Annotated in this window: 16 protein-coding genes and 1 pseudogene; 8 read left to right on the plus strand and 9 right to left on the minus strand. The window is 38.9% G+C overall.

What is annotated here, in order from left to right; all coding sequences use genetic code 11:
* Positions 1–12: 12 nt before the first annotated feature.
* The gene (gene phbB, locus IPM92_14235) at positions 13–756 is read right to left on the minus strand and encodes an acetoacetyl-CoA reductase (GenBank protein ID MBK9109491.1); all 744 of its coding nucleotides are present in this window, start codon (positions 754–756) and stop codon (positions 13–15) included.
* 587 nt (positions 757–1,343) lie between these two features.
* Here phbB and IPM92_14240 point away from each other — a divergent pair.
* The gene (locus IPM92_14240; protein ID MBK9109492.1) at positions 1,344–1,889 is read left to right on the plus strand and encodes a hypothetical protein; all 546 of its coding nucleotides are present in this window, start codon (positions 1,344–1,346) and stop codon (positions 1,887–1,889) included.
* A gap of 244 nt (positions 1,890–2,133) precedes the next feature.
* Positions 2,134–2,589 carry a hypothetical protein gene (locus IPM92_14245; protein ID MBK9109493.1) on the plus strand — a complete coding sequence of 152 codons (456 nt, stop codon included), beginning with the start codon at positions 2,134–2,136 and terminating at the stop codon, positions 2,587–2,589.
* A gap of 326 nt (positions 2,590–2,915) precedes the next feature.
* On the opposite strand, the gene IPM92_14250 is transcribed toward IPM92_14245, so the two are convergent.
* Positions 2,916–4,082 (minus strand): SGNH/GDSL hydrolase family protein, encoded by a 1,167-nt coding sequence (locus IPM92_14250; GenBank protein ID MBK9109494.1) that lies wholly within the window; start codon positions 4,080–4,082, stop codon positions 2,916–2,918.
* Between the two features lie 273 nt (positions 4,083–4,355).
* Between IPM92_14250 and IPM92_14255 the strand changes: the two are divergent.
* A pseudogene (locus tag IPM92_14255) lies at positions 4,356–6,922 on the plus strand (cation-translocating P-type ATPase).
* Positions 6,923–7,545: 623 nt separating this feature from the next.
* Here the strand turns inward: IPM92_14255 and bshA are convergent.
* A complete protein-coding gene (gene bshA / locus IPM92_14260; protein MBK9109495.1) occupies positions 7,546–8,670 on the minus strand; it encodes an N-acetyl-alpha-D-glucosaminyl L-malate synthase BshA in 1,125 nt (374 codons plus the stop codon).
* A 77-nt stretch (positions 8,671–8,747) separates the two neighbouring features.
* On the opposite strand from bshA, the gene IPM92_14265 reads away from it, so the two are divergent.
* Together IPM92_14265 and IPM92_14270 are read left to right on the plus strand one after the other, a co-directional pair.
* A complete protein-coding gene (locus tag IPM92_14265; GenBank protein MBK9109496.1) occupies positions 8,748–9,656 on the plus strand; it encodes a MerR family transcriptional regulator in 909 nt (302 codons plus the stop codon).
* A 1-nt stretch (position 9,657) separates the two neighbouring features.
* Positions 9,658–10,317, plus strand: a complete 660-nt coding sequence (locus IPM92_14270; protein ID MBK9109497.1) for a YceI family protein — start codon at positions 9,658–9,660, stop codon at positions 10,315–10,317.
* A 205-nt stretch (positions 10,318–10,522) separates the two neighbouring features.
* Here IPM92_14270 and rfaD read toward each other — a convergent pair whose 3' ends face one another.
* Positions 10,523–11,485, minus strand: a complete 963-nt coding sequence (gene rfaD, locus IPM92_14275; GenBank protein ID MBK9109498.1) for an ADP-glyceromanno-heptose 6-epimerase — start codon at positions 11,483–11,485, stop codon at positions 10,523–10,525.
* Positions 11,485–14,355 carry an aminomethyl-transferring glycine dehydrogenase gene (gene gcvP, locus IPM92_14280; protein MBK9109499.1) on the minus strand — a complete coding sequence of 957 codons (2,871 nt, stop codon included), beginning with the start codon at positions 14,353–14,355 and terminating at the stop codon, positions 11,485–11,487. Before gcvP ends, rfaD begins: the two co-directional genes overlap by 1 nt.
* A gap of 311 nt (positions 14,356–14,666) precedes the next feature.
* Between gcvP and IPM92_14285 the strand changes: the two genes are divergently transcribed.
* Together IPM92_14285 and IPM92_14290 are read left to right on the plus strand one after the other, a co-directional pair.
* Positions 14,667–15,557, plus strand: coding sequence for a hypothetical protein (locus tag IPM92_14285; GenBank protein ID MBK9109500.1), 891 nt, complete (start codon positions 14,667–14,669; stop codon positions 15,555–15,557).
* Positions 15,558–15,790: 233 nt separating this feature from the next.
* Entirely contained in the window at positions 15,791–16,657 is an 867-nt protein-coding gene (locus IPM92_14290) for a hypothetical protein (protein ID MBK9109501.1), read from the plus strand.
* Positions 16,658–16,667: 10 nt separating this feature from the next.
* On the opposite strand, the gene IPM92_14295 is transcribed toward IPM92_14290, so the two are convergent.
* From IPM92_14295 to IPM92_14310, 4 genes are all read right to left on the minus strand, one after another.
* Positions 16,668–17,252, minus strand: a complete 585-nt coding sequence (locus IPM92_14295) for a DUF3828 domain-containing protein (protein ID MBK9109502.1) — start codon at positions 17,250–17,252, stop codon at positions 16,668–16,670.
* On the minus strand, positions 17,252–17,806 hold the full coding sequence (locus IPM92_14300) for a hypothetical protein (GenBank protein ID MBK9109503.1): 555 nt from the start codon (positions 17,804–17,806) through the stop codon (positions 17,252–17,254). The genes IPM92_14295 and IPM92_14300 overlap by 1 nt, the downstream gene beginning before the upstream one ends.
* Positions 17,807–17,833: 27 nt before the next feature.
* Positions 17,834–18,271, minus strand: coding sequence for a hypothetical protein (locus IPM92_14305; GenBank protein ID MBK9109504.1), 438 nt, complete (start codon positions 18,269–18,271; stop codon positions 17,834–17,836).
* A 133-nt stretch (positions 18,272–18,404) separates the two neighbouring features.
* Positions 18,405–18,704 (minus strand): hypothetical protein, encoded by a 300-nt coding sequence (locus IPM92_14310; GenBank protein MBK9109505.1) that lies wholly within the window; start codon positions 18,702–18,704, stop codon positions 18,405–18,407.
* 184 nt (positions 18,705–18,888) lie between these two features.
* Between IPM92_14310 and IPM92_14315 the strand changes: the two genes are divergently transcribed.
* Positions 18,889–19,266, plus strand: a complete 378-nt coding sequence (locus tag IPM92_14315; protein ID MBK9109506.1) for a hypothetical protein — start codon at positions 18,889–18,891, stop codon at positions 19,264–19,266.

A 19,266-nucleotide genomic window follows, 5' to 3' on the forward strand; every position in this document is an offset into this window, starting at 1 on the left:
GTTAAATCCAGGTCAATAGACGTGTTGCCCACCATTGATCTCATAATTTGCGCCCGTAATAAAAGCAGCTTGCTTACTTGCCAAAAAGCTTACCAAATGGGCGACTTCATAGGTGCCACCTAAGCGACCCATCGGAATATTAGCAACGATTTTGTCTCTGTACTCCTGGGGTACAGCCATGACCATGTCTGTGCCAATATAACCCGGACTGATCGTATTTACCGTAATACCCAATTTGGCAACTTCAATGGCCACTGTTTTCGTCAAGCCATGCATGCCGGCTTTTGCTGCAGAGTAATTGGCCTGACCAAATTGTGCACGTTGCCCGTTAACAGAAGAAATATTGATGATTCGGCCATATTGTTGCTCGATCATAGGATTGATAACACAACGCGTGCAGTTGAAGGCGGAATACAAATTACTTTTAATGACGACATCCCAGTTTTCAAAACTCATCTTTCGAAAGGAACCATCGCGAGTAATACCTGCATTGTTGACCAAAACATCGATGACCCCATGATCTTTTTGGATCTGGTTGATCATTGTTTCAACTTCGTGATATTCTGCAACATCAGCTTTGGCCATAGCGAAATCATAAGCTTCTGCTTTCATTTTTTCATGCCATTGTTCAGCTTTGAGATCAGAGCGGTAATTGGCAATCACAAAATAACCGTCTTCAGCGAGTGTTCTGCACATTTCGGTTCCGAGACCGCCGGTAGCTCCGGTGACGAGGGCGATGTATTTTCCGTCTTTCATAAGGCTTGTGGTTTTAGTTTGGAGCAAGATAGGAAAGCAATGTGGGAAATTTCTGCTTGGTTGATGAAAAAATTATATAACAACAATTTTGAATCGGATTTTGATGGTTCAAGAGTATTGGTCTTCTGACATAAAGTATGATGTTAGTCATAGAAGAGAATCAATTCAGAGGACAAAAGGAGAAGTTGATGTCATCAATGGGCATTGTTGCGTACCTACGGCACGCTGTGATTTTTTCAAGTTTTTTACCAAGATTTAGTCCCTACGGGACAAGGATATTGTTTTCTGATAAAAAAGCTTAGGATATGTTTGAAGCCTTTATTCAGCGGTTGTGTAAGCAAGGTTCGTTGAGGAGATTTTCAAGTTTTTTACCAAGTTATTTTCCTTATGGTCACTAATTCCAAAATGAAACCCCCTTTTGTCTGAAGAAGACCATCATCTGTTTTGTCAACGAACAGCCTTTTTAGTACCGGGGGTATGAGCCATGGATAAGTTGCCCCATTTTTTGAATCAAACACACATTAAACGATTGCAAGATTTGCTGTTTTATACTATAATTGCGAGTACCTTTAATTTCAAATTTCAATATGAATAAGCTATTCAATTCATTCGAAAGACTATTGTCCATTTTTGTCCGTTTGGACCGCATTATATTGTTTATTGTAATTGTGATTCCAGGTTCGGTGAATATTTATTTTTCACAACAAGAGGAGCATCTGGATGCATTAGGATTGATGAAAGCATTTAGTGGCCTGTGTTGGTTGGCATGGATCGTTGCCATAGGTTGTCACGCAAAGGACAAACTTATTGCAATAGGTATCGAATTGCGGGTTCTTCGAAATTATGTTTTGCGGTTTTTTATAGTCGCTGTCATATATCTGTTGGTAAAATGGGTAACAGAAGAAGTAAAAACTTCTTATGGAAATATTACCATAAGATATGACAGTCCTGTCATGTTACCGATCTTATTTGCGATCACTTTTGTAATAACTACTTTGATCGCAGCTAAGGCCTTGGTATCTGCCGAGCAAAAGAAGGAAGCGACGTTTAAAGATTATTTTACGACTTTGTTATTGATGTTGGTTCCTTTTATTGGCGTTTGGAATATACAGCCAAGAGTACAGAGGATTTAATAAGTGGTATTTGTTTTGCGTTGAATATTTTTTTACCAAGATATGGCCCTTAGAGGACATGGAATTTATAAAATAAATAAAATAACGACACAAAAACAAATTATCTTTCATAAAATATTCTGTTTGCAAAATCTCACAATAAGCAACATCAATCCTGACAAATCATTTTAATCAAAGTCCATCATAGCCTATCTCAATGCATCAAAGCTCATCCTAATTCATTACTAGCCATCAAATTCTATTTATGAAGAATTTTCTCAGCACTTCCGACAAAATTAGGCGCATCATTCTTCTTTTGAGTATATTCTTATTTCTGATTTCTTTAACTCAAAAAGGATATTGTACCAAAAACAATTGCAGCGATTCGATTATACTTTTTTTGTTAGGTTGGTTTGGAATGCTTATGGGTGGAGCGGGCATTTGTTGGATTGCCAATCCTGTAATTTTAACTTCCTGGTATTTTACAAAAAAGGCTTCGAAATATGCAATGTATACAAGTTTACTTGCAACCGCGATCTGTTTTTCTTTTCTTTTATTTAGTACGGTTAGTGACAATGAATCAGGACATCAAAATCAGATCATCAGTTATGAATGTGGATATTGGTTGTGGTGTGCAAGTGCGGTGGTTTTGCTGGTGGGAAATGTGATTTTGGTGAGGCAGAAGGTTAAAGCTGAAAGGCAAATGGGGGAATTAAGGTAATACAATGGTTTTATGTGCAACTATGGCGCGCTGTGGAGTTTACTTGTTGCTTTTTACAAGGATTTTGTCCTTACGGAACAAGGTTTTATTTATTAAATAATATTCGGGCTAAGAGGAGATTATCGTTGTAGTTTATTCCATTTCAAATAATAACCCGACGTGCAAAAGTCATGAGACTTGCTCCTGCAATTGGAATTTAAAGGTTAATGGTCAAAGTTGTAGTGGTTGTCAAGTATGCCTTTATTGCGTACCAACGGCATGCCTTGAAGTGTTTTTTATCCAGGATTTGGCCTTTACATCCAGAGAAAATTATTCAATGAGGCTAACTAAAATACATCAATGATTCTTTTCATTATAACTCCTCCCTCATAGCTAAGCCTTAGTGTGTAACTTCCTGGTTTAAAACCCGGCATCGAAATTTCAAATACGTTTGATTCATTTCTTTCCTCCATTACCTGACTTTTTAATAATTGTCCATTGATATTGTAGATCTCGATGTAAACGGGAAACTTTAATTTATCGGGCCATTCTATAAATAAATTTTCCTTGACGGGATTCGGATAAATTTTAAAATCAACTAACGTACGTTCGTAAGTTTTTGTTGAAAGCCCATCCCAACCGGAAAGGCGTGCCATGAGAACCCAAAAGGCTTTAGCAACGCGGATGCCGCCAGCCGCAATACTGCCGAGATGACCTCCTTCCGTTTCTGTAGTGTACTGCGGGCAAATAGCAGGGATGTTCAGCCCATCGTCAGGATGTGTTTCGTCGAAATAGTCTACCCCGTCGCGGTTGTCGTAACAAGCTTTTCCCGAAGGATCGTGAGAGAGAATATCGGCCACATCAAATAGGATGATATTATTGTTGTTCGCATACTCGCGCATTTGGTCGTTAAATGCCTGCGATTCCGGTGAACCGATACCCCGAGCTAATGAGGTCGTCCACCAAATGACTTTTTTATTGGGATTGGCTTTAGAAAATGCTTCGTACACGGATGCATGGTTTCTTCCGGGTTTTGATCCAAAAAAACCGGTCACGGGATCCGCAATTTTGGAACCTTGGATTACTGCCAAATAAGAGAACTGGCACCCAATAATGTCGAATGAATCCAAACGTCCGGACATGAAATCTATGAAACATTGCACATCTTCCGAACAGTTGTTAGGCCAGAATTCGTAGCGCCAATGACTTCGGTCCCATACGCCATTCCAAAAAACTTCGGAAGGATCTACTGCATAAGCAGAATCTCGATGCTGGTAGCGCTTGCAATAATTGGGAGCGCTGGCCCATGGTTTTGCCAGGCAATCGAGATTGGATGAAATGTTGGCACCAACGGAGCGGTCCATAAAAAGCATGCGTTGATTTTGGGCATTGATTTTATATGATTCGGGAATGTGGTCGAAATCTTTTACGGAGTTATGATCGATAATCAGCGATTGGGAAAAGGCGATTGGGTGGATAATAAGAATCAGAAGAAGCTGAAATATAGACTTCATAGAACGCATTGATTTAATGAGAAATTAAAGTTAATCATTTTTGATGATCTCATTGAACTTTTTTAAATCATGGATCATACGAATATTTCCAGCGAATCTCGCAGATTATAATTGTTTCTTAAATTTTTCCATATAATTAAGGCCTCAATCAAAACAGGAATATTACCCAAGACACTTTGTAGATTTAAAACGCCAGATTTAGGATAACATTCCCCACTTCTCTATTTAAAGCTGTTGTACCTTAGTGAAATTCAATATTCTCCTGACATACAGATGAACCCTTATTATTTATTGACAGCAAAGGAATCCCTTGAAGAGCTACAATCATCGGTGAATGGATTGTCCAATGAAGAAGTTCAAAAACGCCTTGAAAAATATGGGCGGAATGAACTGAAAGCAAAAGATAAAATCCCAACATGGATGCTGTTTTTAAATCAGTTCAAAGATTTTATGATTATCATCCTGGCCATTGCGTCACTGTTGTCGGGTTTACTGGGCGATTTAACAGACACTTACATCATTTTGGGTATTATCTTCATCAATGCTGTGGTCGGATTTTACCAGGAGTACCATGCAGAAAAAACAATTGAGGCCCTGAAAAAATTGGCAGTAAGTAGTATTCAGGTTCTACGAAATTCTCAGTTGCAAATGATCAACTCACAAGAATTGGTACCGGGCGATGTCGTACAATTGGAGTCCGGAAATTTGATTCCCGCAGATATGCGCATTATCCAAAATTTTTCATTGAGGGTTGATGAGTCTTCACTCACCGGCGAATCTATGCCTATTGATAAATCAGATATTATTCTTGACGCTGAAAATCTAATGCCTGCAGATCAGCTGAATATGGTTTTCAAAGGGACGATGGTGACACATGGCAGAGCATTATGCCTGGTGTGCGCAATTGGAATGGAAACAGAATTGGGCCAAATAGCAGGCATGTTGCAAGGAGAAAAATTAAGGACTCCTTTACAGGAACGGATGACCAAATTCGGAAAGAGTTTGTCTTATCTGGTACTTTTGATTTGTTTGATCCTATTCATCGCAGGTTTACTGCGGGGAGAAGATCCATTTGCTATTCTTCTCATCTCCATTAGCCTGGCGGTAGCAGCGATACCGGAAGCATTACCGGTATTGATCATGATAGCTTTAGCTAGCGGAGCATCGCGATTGGCTCGCAAACATGCTTTGATACGAAAGTTACCAGCCGTTGAAACACTGGGCTCAGTCTCTTTCATCTGTAGTGATAAAACCGGAACGCTTACACAAAATAAGATGAGTGTTGAAGAGCTTTACGAATGGCCCCAAAATTTACGACCTGATGGTGTTTCGCTATTAAACTTAGCCATGGCTTTGAATCACGATGTGATTATTGATCCTCATGGAACTCTGATTGGGGAAGCTACTGAAAAGGCATTGGTAAAAAAACTTATTGCTACAGAAGGAAAGGATGTTTTTTCAAAACTTATACAAACCTATCCACGTGTAAAGGAATTGCCTTTTGATTCTGATCGTAAGTGCATGACAACTGTACATGAATTTCACGGACGTTTTATTATTTTGACCAAAGGGGCCCATGATGCGATCTTTCAAATTATAAACGGAGCAGATGAGCAAAAGAGATTGTTTGATATTTCCGAAAAATGGTCTCATCAAGGCATTCGCGTGATCGCATTTAGTTATCGATTATTAGATGCCCTTCCTCCAATTTTTGATTATGATTCTGTGGAATGCGATCAAAGTTTTATTGGCTTGGTTGGATTGGTAGATCCTGCAAGAGAAGAAGTGTCTGCATCAATCGACATTTGTAAAAAGCCGGGATTCGTCCGGTGATGATCACAGGCGATCATCCGGCAACAGCGGCATATATTGCCAGAAAGGTCGGAATCCTGAAAGAAAACGAATCTGGCATTTCCGGAAAGGAATTAAAAGAGCTCGATGCCGTTCAACTCCTTCAACACATTGAAGATTATAAAGTCTATGCGCGCGTGAGTCCAGAACAAAAATTGCAGATCGTAAAATTGCTGCAATCCAAAGGGCACATTGTGGCGATGACGGGAGATGGTGTCAATGATGCAGCTTCGCTGAAGGCTGCAAATATTGGGGTTGCGATGGGTATCAATGGTACAGATGTAAGTAAAGAGGCGGCTGATATGATTTTGTTAGATGATCATTTTACTACGATCGTAAATGCGGTGCAGGAAGGGAGAAGAGTTTATGACAACATTCGGAAATTTATCAAATATATCATGACTTGCAACAGTGCAGAAATCTGGACGATTTTATTGGCGCCTTTGATTGGTTTACCGATTCCTTTATTGCCGGTTCATTTGCTTTGGATCAATTTGGTAACAGATGGTTTTCCGGCGTTGGCGCTTGCGAAAGAAAAGGGGGAAATGGATATTATGAATCGGCCGCCACGGAAACCGGATGAAAGTATTTTTTCAGATGGTTTGGGTTTTCACATTATTTGGGTTGGATTATTGATGGCCGGTGTTACGCTAGGAATGCAGGCCTGGGCAAATAATAAGGGTGTTGAAAACTGGCAGACAATGGTGTTTACGGTATTGGCGTTTTCGCAGTTGGGGCATGTACTTGCTGTGAAAAGTGATAAAACATTTTTATATGAACAGGGTTTACTTTCAAATTTATATCTGATTTTGGCGATTGGACTAACGTTTGTTCTTCAGATCATCATCATCTATGTTCCGGTTATGAATTCAATTTTTAAAACAAATCCTTTGAGTTTGGAAGAATTAAGTATTTGTATGTTGATGTCGGTGATTGTTTTTCATGCGGTTGAATTGGAGAAGTGGGTAAAGAACCGGATGAGAAAATAAGTTTGTACTTCAAAGGTGATAATTCTAAAAATAGGCTGGGATGTATAGCCACAAAGTCACGAAGGCACGAAGTTTCACAAAGAAGAACTTAGTGGTCCTTAGTGTCTTTGCGCCTTTGTGGCAATCTACCGGAATGCCCTTTATTAGATAAGTTAAATAAGGAAATAGGTTTTCATTTTAAATAAATGCTTGTAGGGATGTGTAGCCACAAAGTCACGAAGGCACGAAGTTTCACAAAGGAATACATAGTGGTCCTTAGTGTCTTTGCGCCTTTGTGGCAATCTACCGGAATGCCCTTTATTAGATAAGTTAAATAAGGAAATAGGTTTTCATTTTAAATAAATGCTTGTAGGGATGTGTAGCCACAAAGTCACGAAGGCACGAAGTTTCACAAAGGAATACATAGTGGTCCTTAGTGTCTTTGCGCCTTTGTGGCAATCTACCGGAATGCCCTTTATTAGATAAGTTAAATAAGGAAATAGGTTTTCATTTTAAATAAATGCTTGTTGGGATGTATAGTCACAAAGTCACGAAGGCACGAAGTTCCACAAAGAAGAACATAGTGGTCCTTAGTGTCTTTGCGCCTTTGTGGCAACATCAGGATTTTGAAAAGAAAACGAAGCTTACTCGCCAATCAATTCTGCATACAAGTTCTCATACAAAGGCAGTAACTTGATAATGTCAAAATCGTGGGCACGATCAATGCTTGCTTTTCTAAAAGCCTGGTGTGAATTTTCATCAGAAAGTATTTCGAGACACTTTTCGTACATGTAATCAACGTCTCCCACCGGACAAGTATATCCCGTAATGCCATTCACAATAACTTCATTTAGTCCACCTGCGTTTGAAGCAATGACCGGAACTTCACAAGCCATGGCCTCCAGGGCTGCCAATCCAAAACTTTCATGCTCAGAAGGTAGCAGAAATATATCGGAAATTGACAAAAGCTCTTCTACCATATCCTGTTTTCCTAAAAATTTTACTTCATGGCAAATATTCCAATCGCGGCAAAGAGATTCTAATCTTGGCCTTTCCGGTCCATCGCCGACTAATAAAAATTTAGCGGGAATTTTATCAAGAACCTTTTTGAAAACAGCTAATGCATCGTCAATTCTCTTCACTTTCCGGAAATTGGAAACGTGAATGAAAATCTTTTCGTGGTCCTCTGCGAATTGTCTTCTTAAGTTTGGACTTTCCTTTTTTCCAAATCTCTTGAAGTCTATAAAATTTGGAATGACGTGAATGTCTTTTTCCATTTTGAAAGAATCCAGCGTTTGTTGCTTGAGTGATTCTGAAACGGCGGTTACTGCATCCGATTGATTGATACTGAATTCTACAACAGGAAAATAAGACCGATCTGCACCAATTAAGGTTATATCTGTTCCATGTAAGGTTGTGACAAAAGGCAATTTTTTTCCTTTGGTTTTTAAGATCTCGCGAGCCAGGTAACCAATTGTTGCATGCGGTAGGGCATAATGCACATGCAAGACATCCAGATTTTCAAACAAGGCCACATCCACTATTTTACTGGCAAGAGCAGTATCCATAGGCTTAAACTCGAAGAGTGGATATTCCATGGGTGCAACCTCGTGATAAAAGATATCGGGAAGATATTGCCCCAAACGTGCCGGTCGCCGATAATTTATAAAGTGGACCTTGTGTCCGTTTTCAGCAAGGGCCATTCCGAGCTCTGTCGCGACGACACCGCTACCGCCATATGTCGGATAGCAAACAATGCCTATATTCATAAGTTTTCTCATATATTTGATTAAACAATCGGGCATTCTGAATGTTACATTGAACTGCACAGAAAAATCAATTATTTTTGGCCATCTACTCTATAGCGGATCTCGAAATGCTCACAGGCATCAAAGCCCACACCATCCGGATTTGGGAAAAACGATATGCTGTGATCATTCCTAAGAGAACGCAGACCAATATTAGGTTTTATAATGATGATGATCTCAGAAAACTGGCCAACATTGCTTTATTAAATCAGCAAGGCTATAAAATTTCGCAATTGTCGGAAATGCCTGTTCAGGAAATTGAATCAATCGTTGCAAATTTTAATGATGTAGAAGTTTTCAATCGCGAAGCATTGGATGCTTTGACCTTATCCATTTTACAACTCAACGAAAAGAATTTTACACACCTCGTCAATACGAATATTGTTCAACTCGGCTTTGATCATACTTTTAACCATATACTCATGCCACTGCTTGATAAATTGAACGATATGTGGCTGAGTGGAAGTATCAAAAAAGTGCATGAAGAATTTGTTAGTAGGATTATCAAGAAAAAAATAATTCAGGAACTCTGCAAATACGAAACGCAGGATGTCCTTGGAGATGCGAGTTTTCTTTTGTTTCAACCCAATGAAGAAAAACAAGAACTTAACCAATTATTTGTTGAACTTTTTATTCGCAAGCACCAGTTAAAAGTAATTGACCTCGGTTCAGATTTAATGGTTAATGATCTAATGGACGCCATTCAGATTATAAAACCAAAATTTTTATTCAGTATTATACACGAAGAAACATCTGTGACCTTTATTGACGATCTGGTAAAAGCCCTTAACGAACTTACCGATCCGCCGATACTATTGTTGACCGGATACTGTTCAAGTCATTTCAACGAACAAACGCGATTTATCAAAGTTACCGGTGGATTTGAAGATTTGGAACAATTCATTGGTACCGTAAAAGAATTCAACGCAACTAACAAACGATCATAATATGTTGAGAAATCTATTTATATACATTTTATCATTTGCCTTCTTTTTAAGCAGTTGTAAAGATTGTAAAACAACAGAATGTCATGGAAATACTTTAGATTTAAATGCATCAGTTTCTGATAGTTTTCAAGTTGATCCCGAACAATCGTTAGTTTATTGGTCGGGTGCCTCACCTTCGGGTCCACACAACGGACTGGTGAAAATGGCTGGTGGAGAATTGTATTTTCAGGGAGATATGTTGATTAGTGGAGAAATCAGAGTTGATATGCGCACGATTGAAAATCTCGATATTCAGGAAGAAGTAGATCGCAAAGATCTGGAAAGCCATTTAAAAGATGTTGATTTTTTTAATGTTGATACTTTTCCGATGTCCGTTTTCAGGATAACTTCAGCTGAAACATCAGGCAACACCCTCTACAATTTAAAAGTAAACGGTAGCCTTAACATTAAGGGCATTTCTCAAAATATATCGGTGAACGGGAATATTCAAAAAACGGAGCAGCGCGTCTTTGTCAGCATTCCTGAATTCAACATTGATCGCACCCAGTATAATATCATGTACCAATCCAAAAAAATACTGCCATCCATCAAGGATGGATTTATCGATGATGACATCAGTCTAAGCATAAAACTGAGTGGGATCCGAATCTCGGTGAATTAAATTTCAACTTGATTTATAAGATTATAATCAACGAAGAACTTTAGGAGCGTCTGTCTGACGTAAGGCAGGCCTGTCTTACTGCAAGTTGGCTTTCCTTCCTAAATTATTAGTTTGACTATAGTTGAGCTGGTATAGAATAGCTTTCGATTTTTTAATCAGATATAAGATACGCAGATTTTGGTGGATTGCAACTTGACGTGGAAGGTCAATAATAGATTGAATTCTGCAAATAATATTTTACGTAACTGTTTACAGAATCCCTGAAAGGACACATTTTGAGATCGTATCCCGTTTGATATAATTTTTGCATTTCTGCACAAGTATAGTTTTGATAAGTATTTACCAGATCAATGGGCATGTCAATAAATTCAATTTTTTCTGGAAGATCAAGTGCTTCAAAGCAGTACTTTACGAGATCTTTAAAAGTGTTTGCCTCTCCACTACCCAAATTGTAAATCCCGTTTGGTTTTATATTTTTATAAAAAGCGTAAAGTACTTGTAAAAGATCCATTACATAAATAAAATCGCGCTTTTGTTCGCCATCCTTGATGGACGGATCGTTAGAGCGGAAAAGTTTCATTTTCCCTGTATTTTGGATTTGATGAAATGCGTGGTAAATCACAGATGCCATTCTTCCCTTGTGGTATTCGTTCGGACCGAAGACATTGAAAAATTTAAATCCAGCCCACCGATCGGGTTTTTCATCTTGTGTAAGGACCCATTGATCCATGTATTGTTTTGACCATCCGTAAGGATTCAAAGGGCGGAGCTTAGGAATATTGCCATGATCATCGCTGTAACCAAAACTTCCATCTCCGTAAGTTGCTGCGCTGGAAGCGTACACCAATGGAATTCCAAATGAAGCGCAGGATTGCCAGATGTGTTTTGAATAATTTAAATTAAGTTCTTCGAAAATTTGTTCATTCCATTCCGTTGTGTCCGTTCGCGCTCCAATATGAAAAACGAATTCAATCTGAGCTGCATTGTTTTCAAACCATCTAAGAAATAAATCGCGGTCAATGTATTCTCGGAATTTTTTTCCGATGAGATTTGGCGCATTTTTTTTCTCAATTGCATCTACCAGAATGAGCTCTTCATGTCCCTGTCTGTTTAGAAATGAAACTAAACAAGAACCAATAAAACCGGCTGCTCCTGTGACGACAATCATCAGGCGTTCATATAAGATTCTATCGGCGGACAAGTACAAATAAGGTTGCGATCTCCAAAGGCATTGTTTACCCGACTTACACTAGGCCAGAACTTATTTTGTTGTTTTAAATATGGTAAAGGATAAGCCGCTTTTTCGCGCGAATAAGGTAAAGTATAATGATCAGTAGTAATGACAGCAAGTGTATGCGGTGCATTGCTCAATACATTATTATCTTTCGGATAAGTACCACTTTCGACTTCCTTGATTTCATTGTAAATACTCAAAAGGGCATTGCAGAAGCGATCGAGTTCTTCAAGATTTTCAGATTCCGTGGGCTCGATCATTATGGTTCCGGCTACCGGAAATGATAAGGTTGGCGCATGAAATCCGTAATCCATTAATCGCTTTGCGACATCTTCAGCACTCACACCAACTTCTTTAAACGGACGTAAATCGAGAATGAGTTCATGAGCCACACGACCCATTTCGCCGGTATAGAGTACTTTATAATGATTGCTTAATCTGCTGGCTATATAATTAGCATTAAGGATAGCATGTTCTGTAGATTTTTTTAATCCATCCGGGCCCAACAAACGTATGTATGCATAGGAAATCAAAAGGATACTTGCACTTCCATAAGTTGCAGCTGATACAGCGGGCACTGCATCTGAACCCTGATGTCTGTATTGGTATGGATGCGTAGGAAGAAACGGTTTCAGGCTGTCGTTCACACAAATCGGACCCATTCCTGGTCCGCCGCCACCATGAGGGATTGCAAAAGTTTTATGCAAATTCAAATGACAAACATCAGCGCCGATAGCTGCGGGGCTGGTCAAGCCAACCTGAGCATTCATATTAGCCCCATCCATATAGACCAAACCTCCGTTATCGTGAATGATTTTACAAATATCGCGGATGGCCGTTTCGAAAACACCATGTGTTGAAGGATAGGTGACCATCAAACAGGCAAGTTGATCTTTATACTGTTCTGCTTTTGCTTTTAATTCAGAGACGATAATATTTCCCAATTCGTCGCAGGGCGTAACGACAACATCATAACCGGCAACGACCGCGCTGGCAGGATTGGTTCCATGAGCAGAAGCGGGAATGAGAGCAATTGTTCGGTGGTGATCGTTTCTGGATTCGTGATAAGCCCTTATTGCGAGTAATCCGGCAAATTCGCCTTGGGCTCCGGAATTGGGTTGCAGAGAACAAGCTGTGAATCCTGTAATTTCACTTAAATAGTCTTCGAGTTCGTGGATCATTTGTAAATAACCTTCAACCTGATGACCAGGAACAAAAGGATGTATGTTTGAAAATTCAGGCCAACTTACAGGAATGAGTTCTGTTGCCGCATTGAGTTTCATCGTGCACGAACCTAATGAGATCATGGAATGTACTAAAGAGAGATCTTTATTTTCCAGGCTCTTTATATATCGCATCATAGCACTTTCAGTATGATAACGGTTGAATACCGGATGTGATAAGTAATGGGTATTTCGAATCAATTCATTTGGCATAGAAGGGCTGGTAGCCATTGTTATATTTGCTGTTTTCTCCTGGGTAAAAACAGAAACTAACACTTGTAAGTCTTCGATTCCGTGACTTTCGTCGAGGCTGATCTGTACATAAGAATCTGTATACCACAAATTAACGCCAAGTTGCAAAGCTTTACTTTTAATCGCGTCCATTTGTTTTTGATCTGCTTGTATGGAAAGTGTATCGTAAAAGGATTCATTTTCCAGAGTGTAGCCCATAAATTTTAAGGCTTGTGCAAGAGCGCAAGTCAGATCGTGAATTCTTCGCGCAATGGCTTTGAGACCAATAGGTCCATGATAAACGGCGTACATAGAAGCCATTATGGCCAACAAGGCCTGTGCAGTGCAGATGTTGGAAGTTGCTTTTTCGCGGCGAATGTGTTGTTCGCGGGTTTGTAAAGCCATGCGCAGGGCTTGATTTCCTTTTTCGTCGATAGACACCCCTATAATTCTTCCCGGTATACTGCGTTTGAAGTCTTCTTTGGTAGCAAAGAAAGCAGCGTGCGGGCCACCAAAGCCCATAGGCACGCCAAAGCGTTGACTGTTGCCAAAAGCAACATCTGCATCCATTTCACCCGGGCTTTTTAAAAGACACAAGGCCATTAGGTCAGTGGCTATAGCAACGAGGCAATTTTTATCGTGAGCTTTTTTGATGACATTTTCAGGATTGATAATTTTTCCGGTTCTGTCGGGATATTGCAACAATACACCAAAGCAACGATCCGGAATAGGATCGCTAGAGCAGTTGCCCACAACAATATTTATTCCTGCAGGCCAGGCTCTAGATTTTAAAACTGCCAAAGTTTGTTCGTATACGTTTTGATCTACGAAAAATACATCCGGTGATTCTTCTTTGGACTTTGCTGCTTTCTGATGGTAGAACATCAGCATTGCTTCGGCAGCTGAGGTACCTTCATCCAATAAAGATGCATTTGCAATGGGCAGACCTGTAAGGTCGGCTACCATCGTTTGAAAATTCAGCAAGGCCTCCAAACGACCTTGGGCAATTTCAGCCTGATATGGAGTGTACTGTGTATACCAACCCGGATTTTGAAATACATTTCTCAATACTACATTCGGCGTAACGGTGCCAAAATATCCTTGACCGATAAAATTTTTAAAGATTTTATTTTTTGCTGCCAGTTTAGATAGCATTTGGAGGTAATCGAATTCGGAAAGGGATTCCGGAACTTTAAGTCCACTTGTCAGGCGAATGTTATCGGGGACCGTTTGTTGGATCAGTTCGTCGAGACTCTGCACGCCAATGGATTTCAGCATATGTGCAGTATCGTTGCCTACAGTACCAATGTGACGAGATTGGAACTGGTCGTAACGTGGAAAAAGATGCATGTTTTTTGAATTAGGCTGCAAAAATAGGATTTGCATGCATGGAATGCTAATGAAAAAGATAATCCTGAGGATATTTTTGCAGGCTTCAAGTTCTTAAATGCCAGGCGCCATTTCAATTTTACATAAAACATTCATTTTCAATTGAATTATAGATTGAAAACAGATCTCAATTGAAAAGGCTGCACTCCATCAGAAATTTTGTTGAAGACCATGGATTTTTAATGTCTTGATTCGTGAAGCACTGCATTTATTATCCAATCCGGTTTAAACTTTATCGTAATTTTGGAATCTATTCTTAAAAATTATAAACAATGAAAAAAATAAATTTCAATTGGATGTTCATTTGGCTCGCTTGTACAATATGGAACATGCCTGCTTTTTCTCAGTCATCCGGAACAGATTCTACAGGATTGCCGGGTGACCATTTCAGTTTACAAGGGGCATTAGAAATGTTTAAGCAATCAAGTTCGCCGGAGGATTTTGAAAAACGAATTAACACGGAAGACAATAAGGTCAATAATCTGGACTTGAATGGTGACGGCGACATAGATTATGTGAAAGTCATCAGTAAGGTAGACGGCGATGTGCATGTATTTATTTTGCAAGTACCCGTTTCCGAAAATGAAAACCAGGATATAGCTGTGATTGAGCTTGAAAAGGATGGAAAAGAATCTGCAATCCTTCAAATTATAGGTGACGATGATATATATGGCGAACAAGTCATCGTCGAACCACAAGAGGAGATTACATCTCCGGAAAAAGAAGGTGGAGACGAAATGAAAGGTGGAGGACCCAATCCATTTTATGATATGGATGAAGAAATGGCTATTGTTATCAATGTATGGCCATGGCCTTGTGTAAGATTTGTGTATGCACCTGCCTACAGACCCTGGATCTCACCATGGCGCTGGCGTCACTACCCGGGTTGGTGGAGACCCTGGAGACCGTTCAGCTGGCACGTATGGCACCCATTCCACCACCGCTATCACAGACACTATCCTGTAGTCCGCACACATCGCGTAGTTCATGCGCATAGAGTTTATACGCCGCACCGCACCGCATCAGTAACGGTGAAAACAAGACATGCAACAAACCTTGGAAAATACAGAGTGACCCGAACCAAGACCACAAAAACAGTCACCGGACCCAGGGGAAATACGAAAGTAAAAACGACGAAGACCACAAGGGTAAAGAGGAGATAGAAATGTAAACTTTAAGCTCCTGGGCACGCAGGTTTGATAGTTTTTACATCTTAAGCTTTCAAAATTACAAATAAGTGTAATATTTTATTCTGAACTAACACTTGTTAGTTCAGAATTTTTATTTAGAGCTACTTTAAATGAAGGAAATCAGGTCGTGTCATTCAACATGCGAATTAGAATCTTCTTCGCTGTAGAAATTTAACTATTTTTACAGATCATACAGCTTCATTCCAATGACCCAAATCTACAATGGTTTTCTTAAATTTGTTGAACTCCGGAATGAGGGGACAGTACCTGAAGGCCTGGGTACCTTGGTCGTAAAATTTGTCAGATATTCTTCATCTCAGCAATTGGTACTCTGGCTTCCACAAGCTGCACATTTGGGCTATACCGATTATACTCTTACTTTAGGAGACGACATCGTAGAAAGCGGAATAATTTTGGACAAAGTCGGAGGTTCTAAACAAATCATATGGGATTCGCTGTTATTTCAACCCGGGCTATACGCTTTAAAGATAAATCATAATGATGGGTGGTATCATTTGTTCGTTTTTCAAAAACAAGACAACTTAAATTCGGACCTTGTTATAGCGCCTTATGATTCAGATGTGATCGACCATAGGAACTTTCAAAATTATATAAAGGATGCAGATGAAACATTGAAGCAACTTGCACTAGGGCCGATGCCAACAGAACCGGAAACATTTGACCGAGATACATTTGGTGATTTTCAAGACTTTACAACAGGTGAAAAGGAGATCAGAAGAAAAGCTCAAATAATACTTGAAGATGTTTTTTCAAAGATTATGGAAAGTAAGGATGATGAACCACGGCTTGAATACGATGAGCAGGGAAGGTGCGGTACCATTTATTACATTGAAGGAAAAAATCGCCTTCCATTTTATTACGAAATGGGAGGATATCCGGCGCATTTGGTCATTGATATTCCCAAATCTGAAAACTGGGAAAAGCAAACTGGAATTTCTTTAGATAAACGAAGAGAAACCTTATTATTGGTAGCATCTCATGTGCGTCGTGAAAAGGCAACATCCTGGCGTTTTGAAATTAACGACGATTCAATCGTGTATTACGATGCTTGAAAACATTTGATCAACCCCTATCGCATTCGATGTAAGCCATTTTCCAGGAGCCATCTTCGCGAATCAGTGAAAATCTGCGTTCAATTGGTATATCAAATGAAGTACCGATCATTCTAACTGAAGCTGTGTCAGATTGTAAATGATCAAGGGTAATTGCGGTGTTTATCCAGTAGTTCAAATCCCATTCTTGCGCGCAAAAAAAATGATCGCCATCCATGCAGGAAGGAACTTCTCCAACGATTTCATGTTGCCACAATTTTTCACATTCCAGATAGAAATTCTTTTCATTTTGAATAAATGAGCGGCTTAAATACCCACTTGAATATAGCTTATCCAAGTAAAGCTGAAATAAATCAGCAATAAGTCGATATCGATCGCCACGATCATCCACAAAATTGTAATCATTAATGGTATCAGTCGATTTGGAATGATGCCATTGGTAAAATTCATGGATCGTATTCGCAATTTCAATACTATCCTGAGTTCTTGTCCCTTCTGAATTCTGAACGGGAGAGGACAACTTACATGAAATATTCATGAAGCAAATGACTGCGAAGACAAAAATACTTTCATTGATTAAGATGATTGATTTCATTATTGGATTTTATTTTTTTGAAGCCATCCATCTATTGCCTTCACTGCATTGAATTGAATTTTCCTGGCTTCCTGAGGCGTATTATTTTGAATAGCTAACTTTAAGTGTTTCACATTTTGTCCAAAATACTTACCATCTTCTTTAAAATGAAAATTTAACGCTTCGAGCATTAATGGAATATTAAAATGGTCCAGTGTCCAATCCTGAAAATTATTCGCTTCTTTCAGAAATTCTCCAACATCTACTGATAAAGAAACAATACTTTGTAGTAGCGGTTCTTTAAATTTCTCTTTTTGATTTAAAGCGTTGCCGCATAGGAAATAATAGGCTGCTGTATATTGCTCTCTGTTTTTCAATACCTGGAGAATTTGTTCTTCCCAGTCAGTTCGTTCTTTAATTTTTTTCAATGCAGCTTCATGAATGTCCTTAGGTCTGGCGGGAAAAGAATAACTCAGCAATCCTGAGATGTTATCATCAGTTGCATATTTATCAATGGTTTCTAAATTTTGAAGATGATAATGATCGTGTGTTTCCTGCTTTTCGCGACTTATCATGCGCGAAGTCTTCACCTGGTTGACCCTCTACCCATAAAAGCTTAAACCGGAATATAATGAACTAAGCAGGATGCCTACATAGAGCGGATATTTCACATAGCTAAAACTCATGCCTACATCTCCTCCATTTCTTATTAGAAAGAAAAACGGAATCATAACGCACAAGGGGATCCATAGATATATATGTGCCTGTGATAAATACCTTAACAAAAGAGGATATCCGCCATCGCTATGCCATTCTATTTTGAATGTACTGCTGAAAAACACAGATACTATATATGAAATGCAAAACAAGATGGTAAATATATTTGGAAAACTCAAGTGTTCATTCAACCATGAAAAGTATCCTTTACGGCTCATCATCCAAAATAAAAGCAATGTGGTAATGACAAAAAGGACTCCAAGTATGATCATCATCCAGGCCTGACCTACCGCACGATCGCCACCTATATGTTTATATTGCAAAATATTCAAGATTTGACATCCGGTAATAAATGCGCATAAAAAGTAAATAATGTATATCATTAGAAAATTAAATAGCTTACGAATAGAGCGTTTAGCTGTGAGCAATTCCAGTAAATCCTGATTTCATCTAAATTCATTTTCCAAATAAATTAAATACCAATGCCAAAAATCCTGTGATCAAAACACCAATTATAAAGGGAGTGGCCGGAATCCATAGTAAAATATTGGCTAAAGTCATATTTCCTTTATTTCTTAGAAATAAAGCAAGCATGATAAGGAGACTTAAAATAACTGGAATCAGCCAGGCCAGAATTTTACCTTGAGGTGAAAACCCATCCTCGCTGCCACGACTCAAATACATGCCGGAAACAGAAAGGATAATGAGCAAAACATTTGCAACGAGCCCTAATTTAAATATCAAGCCTGAATTCATTCTTGCTGATCATTTAGATGACTTTGAAAGTATCAGAAAATAGGAGACCCTGCAAAATTATAAAGTTTTAGCAATACAGATAGATTCCGATTATTTAACTACACTTTTAAAGATTGCAAACTTATCTTAAATATATTCAAACATTTATTTATCATTACTTTTACTTTAATAAATATGGAATCAAATGAATCGATGGACAAATTATCTCTTGGGGCCAGAATTATATTGGCTGTTGCTTTTTGCTTTGGTAAGTTTAGTGATAAGGCTTACCAATCCACCTGATAAATTTATGGATGAAATCTGGATCAGGATGAGCGTTATCGTTCCGCTGATATTTCTTCCATTGAGTTTCGGATTGTATTGGTTGGCATTTGTTCCTAAAAAATTGCTCTTATTGAGGCTCATTGTTGCCGGGTTTCTGGGCAGTCATTTTGTAATAGAGAAAGGCATCAATGCTTATTCTAATCAAGGTCCTGGAGCAGGAACATCCTATATGGTGGGTATCCTTTTGATGTTGATGGTCTTGCTTGTTCTTTCCATTATTGCTTTATTAAAATTCTGA

This window comes from Saprospiraceae bacterium, assembly GCA_016719615.1.
Lineage (GTDB): Bacteria > Bacteroidota > Bacteroidia > Chitinophagales > Saprospiraceae > Vicinibacter.

Bases quoted from the DNA above. Each gene is read 5' to 3' on its own strand.
- phbB (MBK9109491.1), bottom strand. From the start codon at position 756: ATGAAAGACGGAAAATACATCGCCCTCGTCACCGGAGCTACCGGCGGT.
- IPM92_14240 (MBK9109492.1), top strand. From the start codon at position 1,344: ATGAATAAGCTATTCAATTCATTCGAAAGACTATTGTCCATTTTTGTC.
- rfaD (MBK9109498.1), bottom strand. From the start codon at position 11,485: ATGATTGTCGTCACAGGAGCAGCCGGTTTTATTGGTTCTTGTTTAGTT.
- bshA (MBK9109495.1), bottom strand. From the start codon at position 8,670: ATGAATATAGGCATTGTTTGCTATCCGACATATGGCGGTAGCGGTGTC.
- IPM92_14245 (MBK9109493.1), top strand. From the start codon at position 2,134: ATGAAGAATTTTCTCAGCACTTCCGACAAAATTAGGCGCATCATTCTT.
- IPM92_14310 (MBK9109505.1), bottom strand. From the start codon at position 18,704: ATGAATTCAGGCTTGATATTTAAATTAGGGCTCGTTGCAAATGTTTTG.
- IPM92_14290 (MBK9109501.1), top strand. From the start codon at position 15,791: ATGACCCAAATCTACAATGGTTTTCTTAAATTTGTTGAACTCCGGAAT.
- IPM92_14315 (MBK9109506.1), top strand. From the start codon at position 18,889: ATGAATCGATGGACAAATTATCTCTTGGGGCCAGAATTATATTGGCTG.
- IPM92_14300 (MBK9109503.1), bottom strand. From the start codon at position 17,806: ATGATAAGTCGCGAAAAGCAGGAAACACACGATCATTATCATCTTCAA.
- IPM92_14285 (MBK9109500.1), top strand. From the start codon at position 14,667: ATGAAAAAAATAAATTTCAATTGGATGTTCATTTGGCTCGCTTGTACA.
- IPM92_14250 (MBK9109494.1), bottom strand. From the start codon at position 4,082: ATGAAGTCTATATTTCAGCTTCTTCTGATTCTTATTATCCACCCAATC.
- gcvP (MBK9109499.1), bottom strand. From the start codon at position 14,355: ATGCATCTTTTTCCACGTTACGACCAGTTCCAATCTCGTCACATTGGT.
- IPM92_14295 (MBK9109502.1), bottom strand. From the start codon at position 17,252: ATGAAATCAATCATCTTAATCAATGAAAGTATTTTTGTCTTCGCAGTC.
- IPM92_14270 (MBK9109497.1), top strand. From the start codon at position 9,658: ATGTTGAGAAATCTATTTATATACATTTTATCATTTGCCTTCTTTTTA.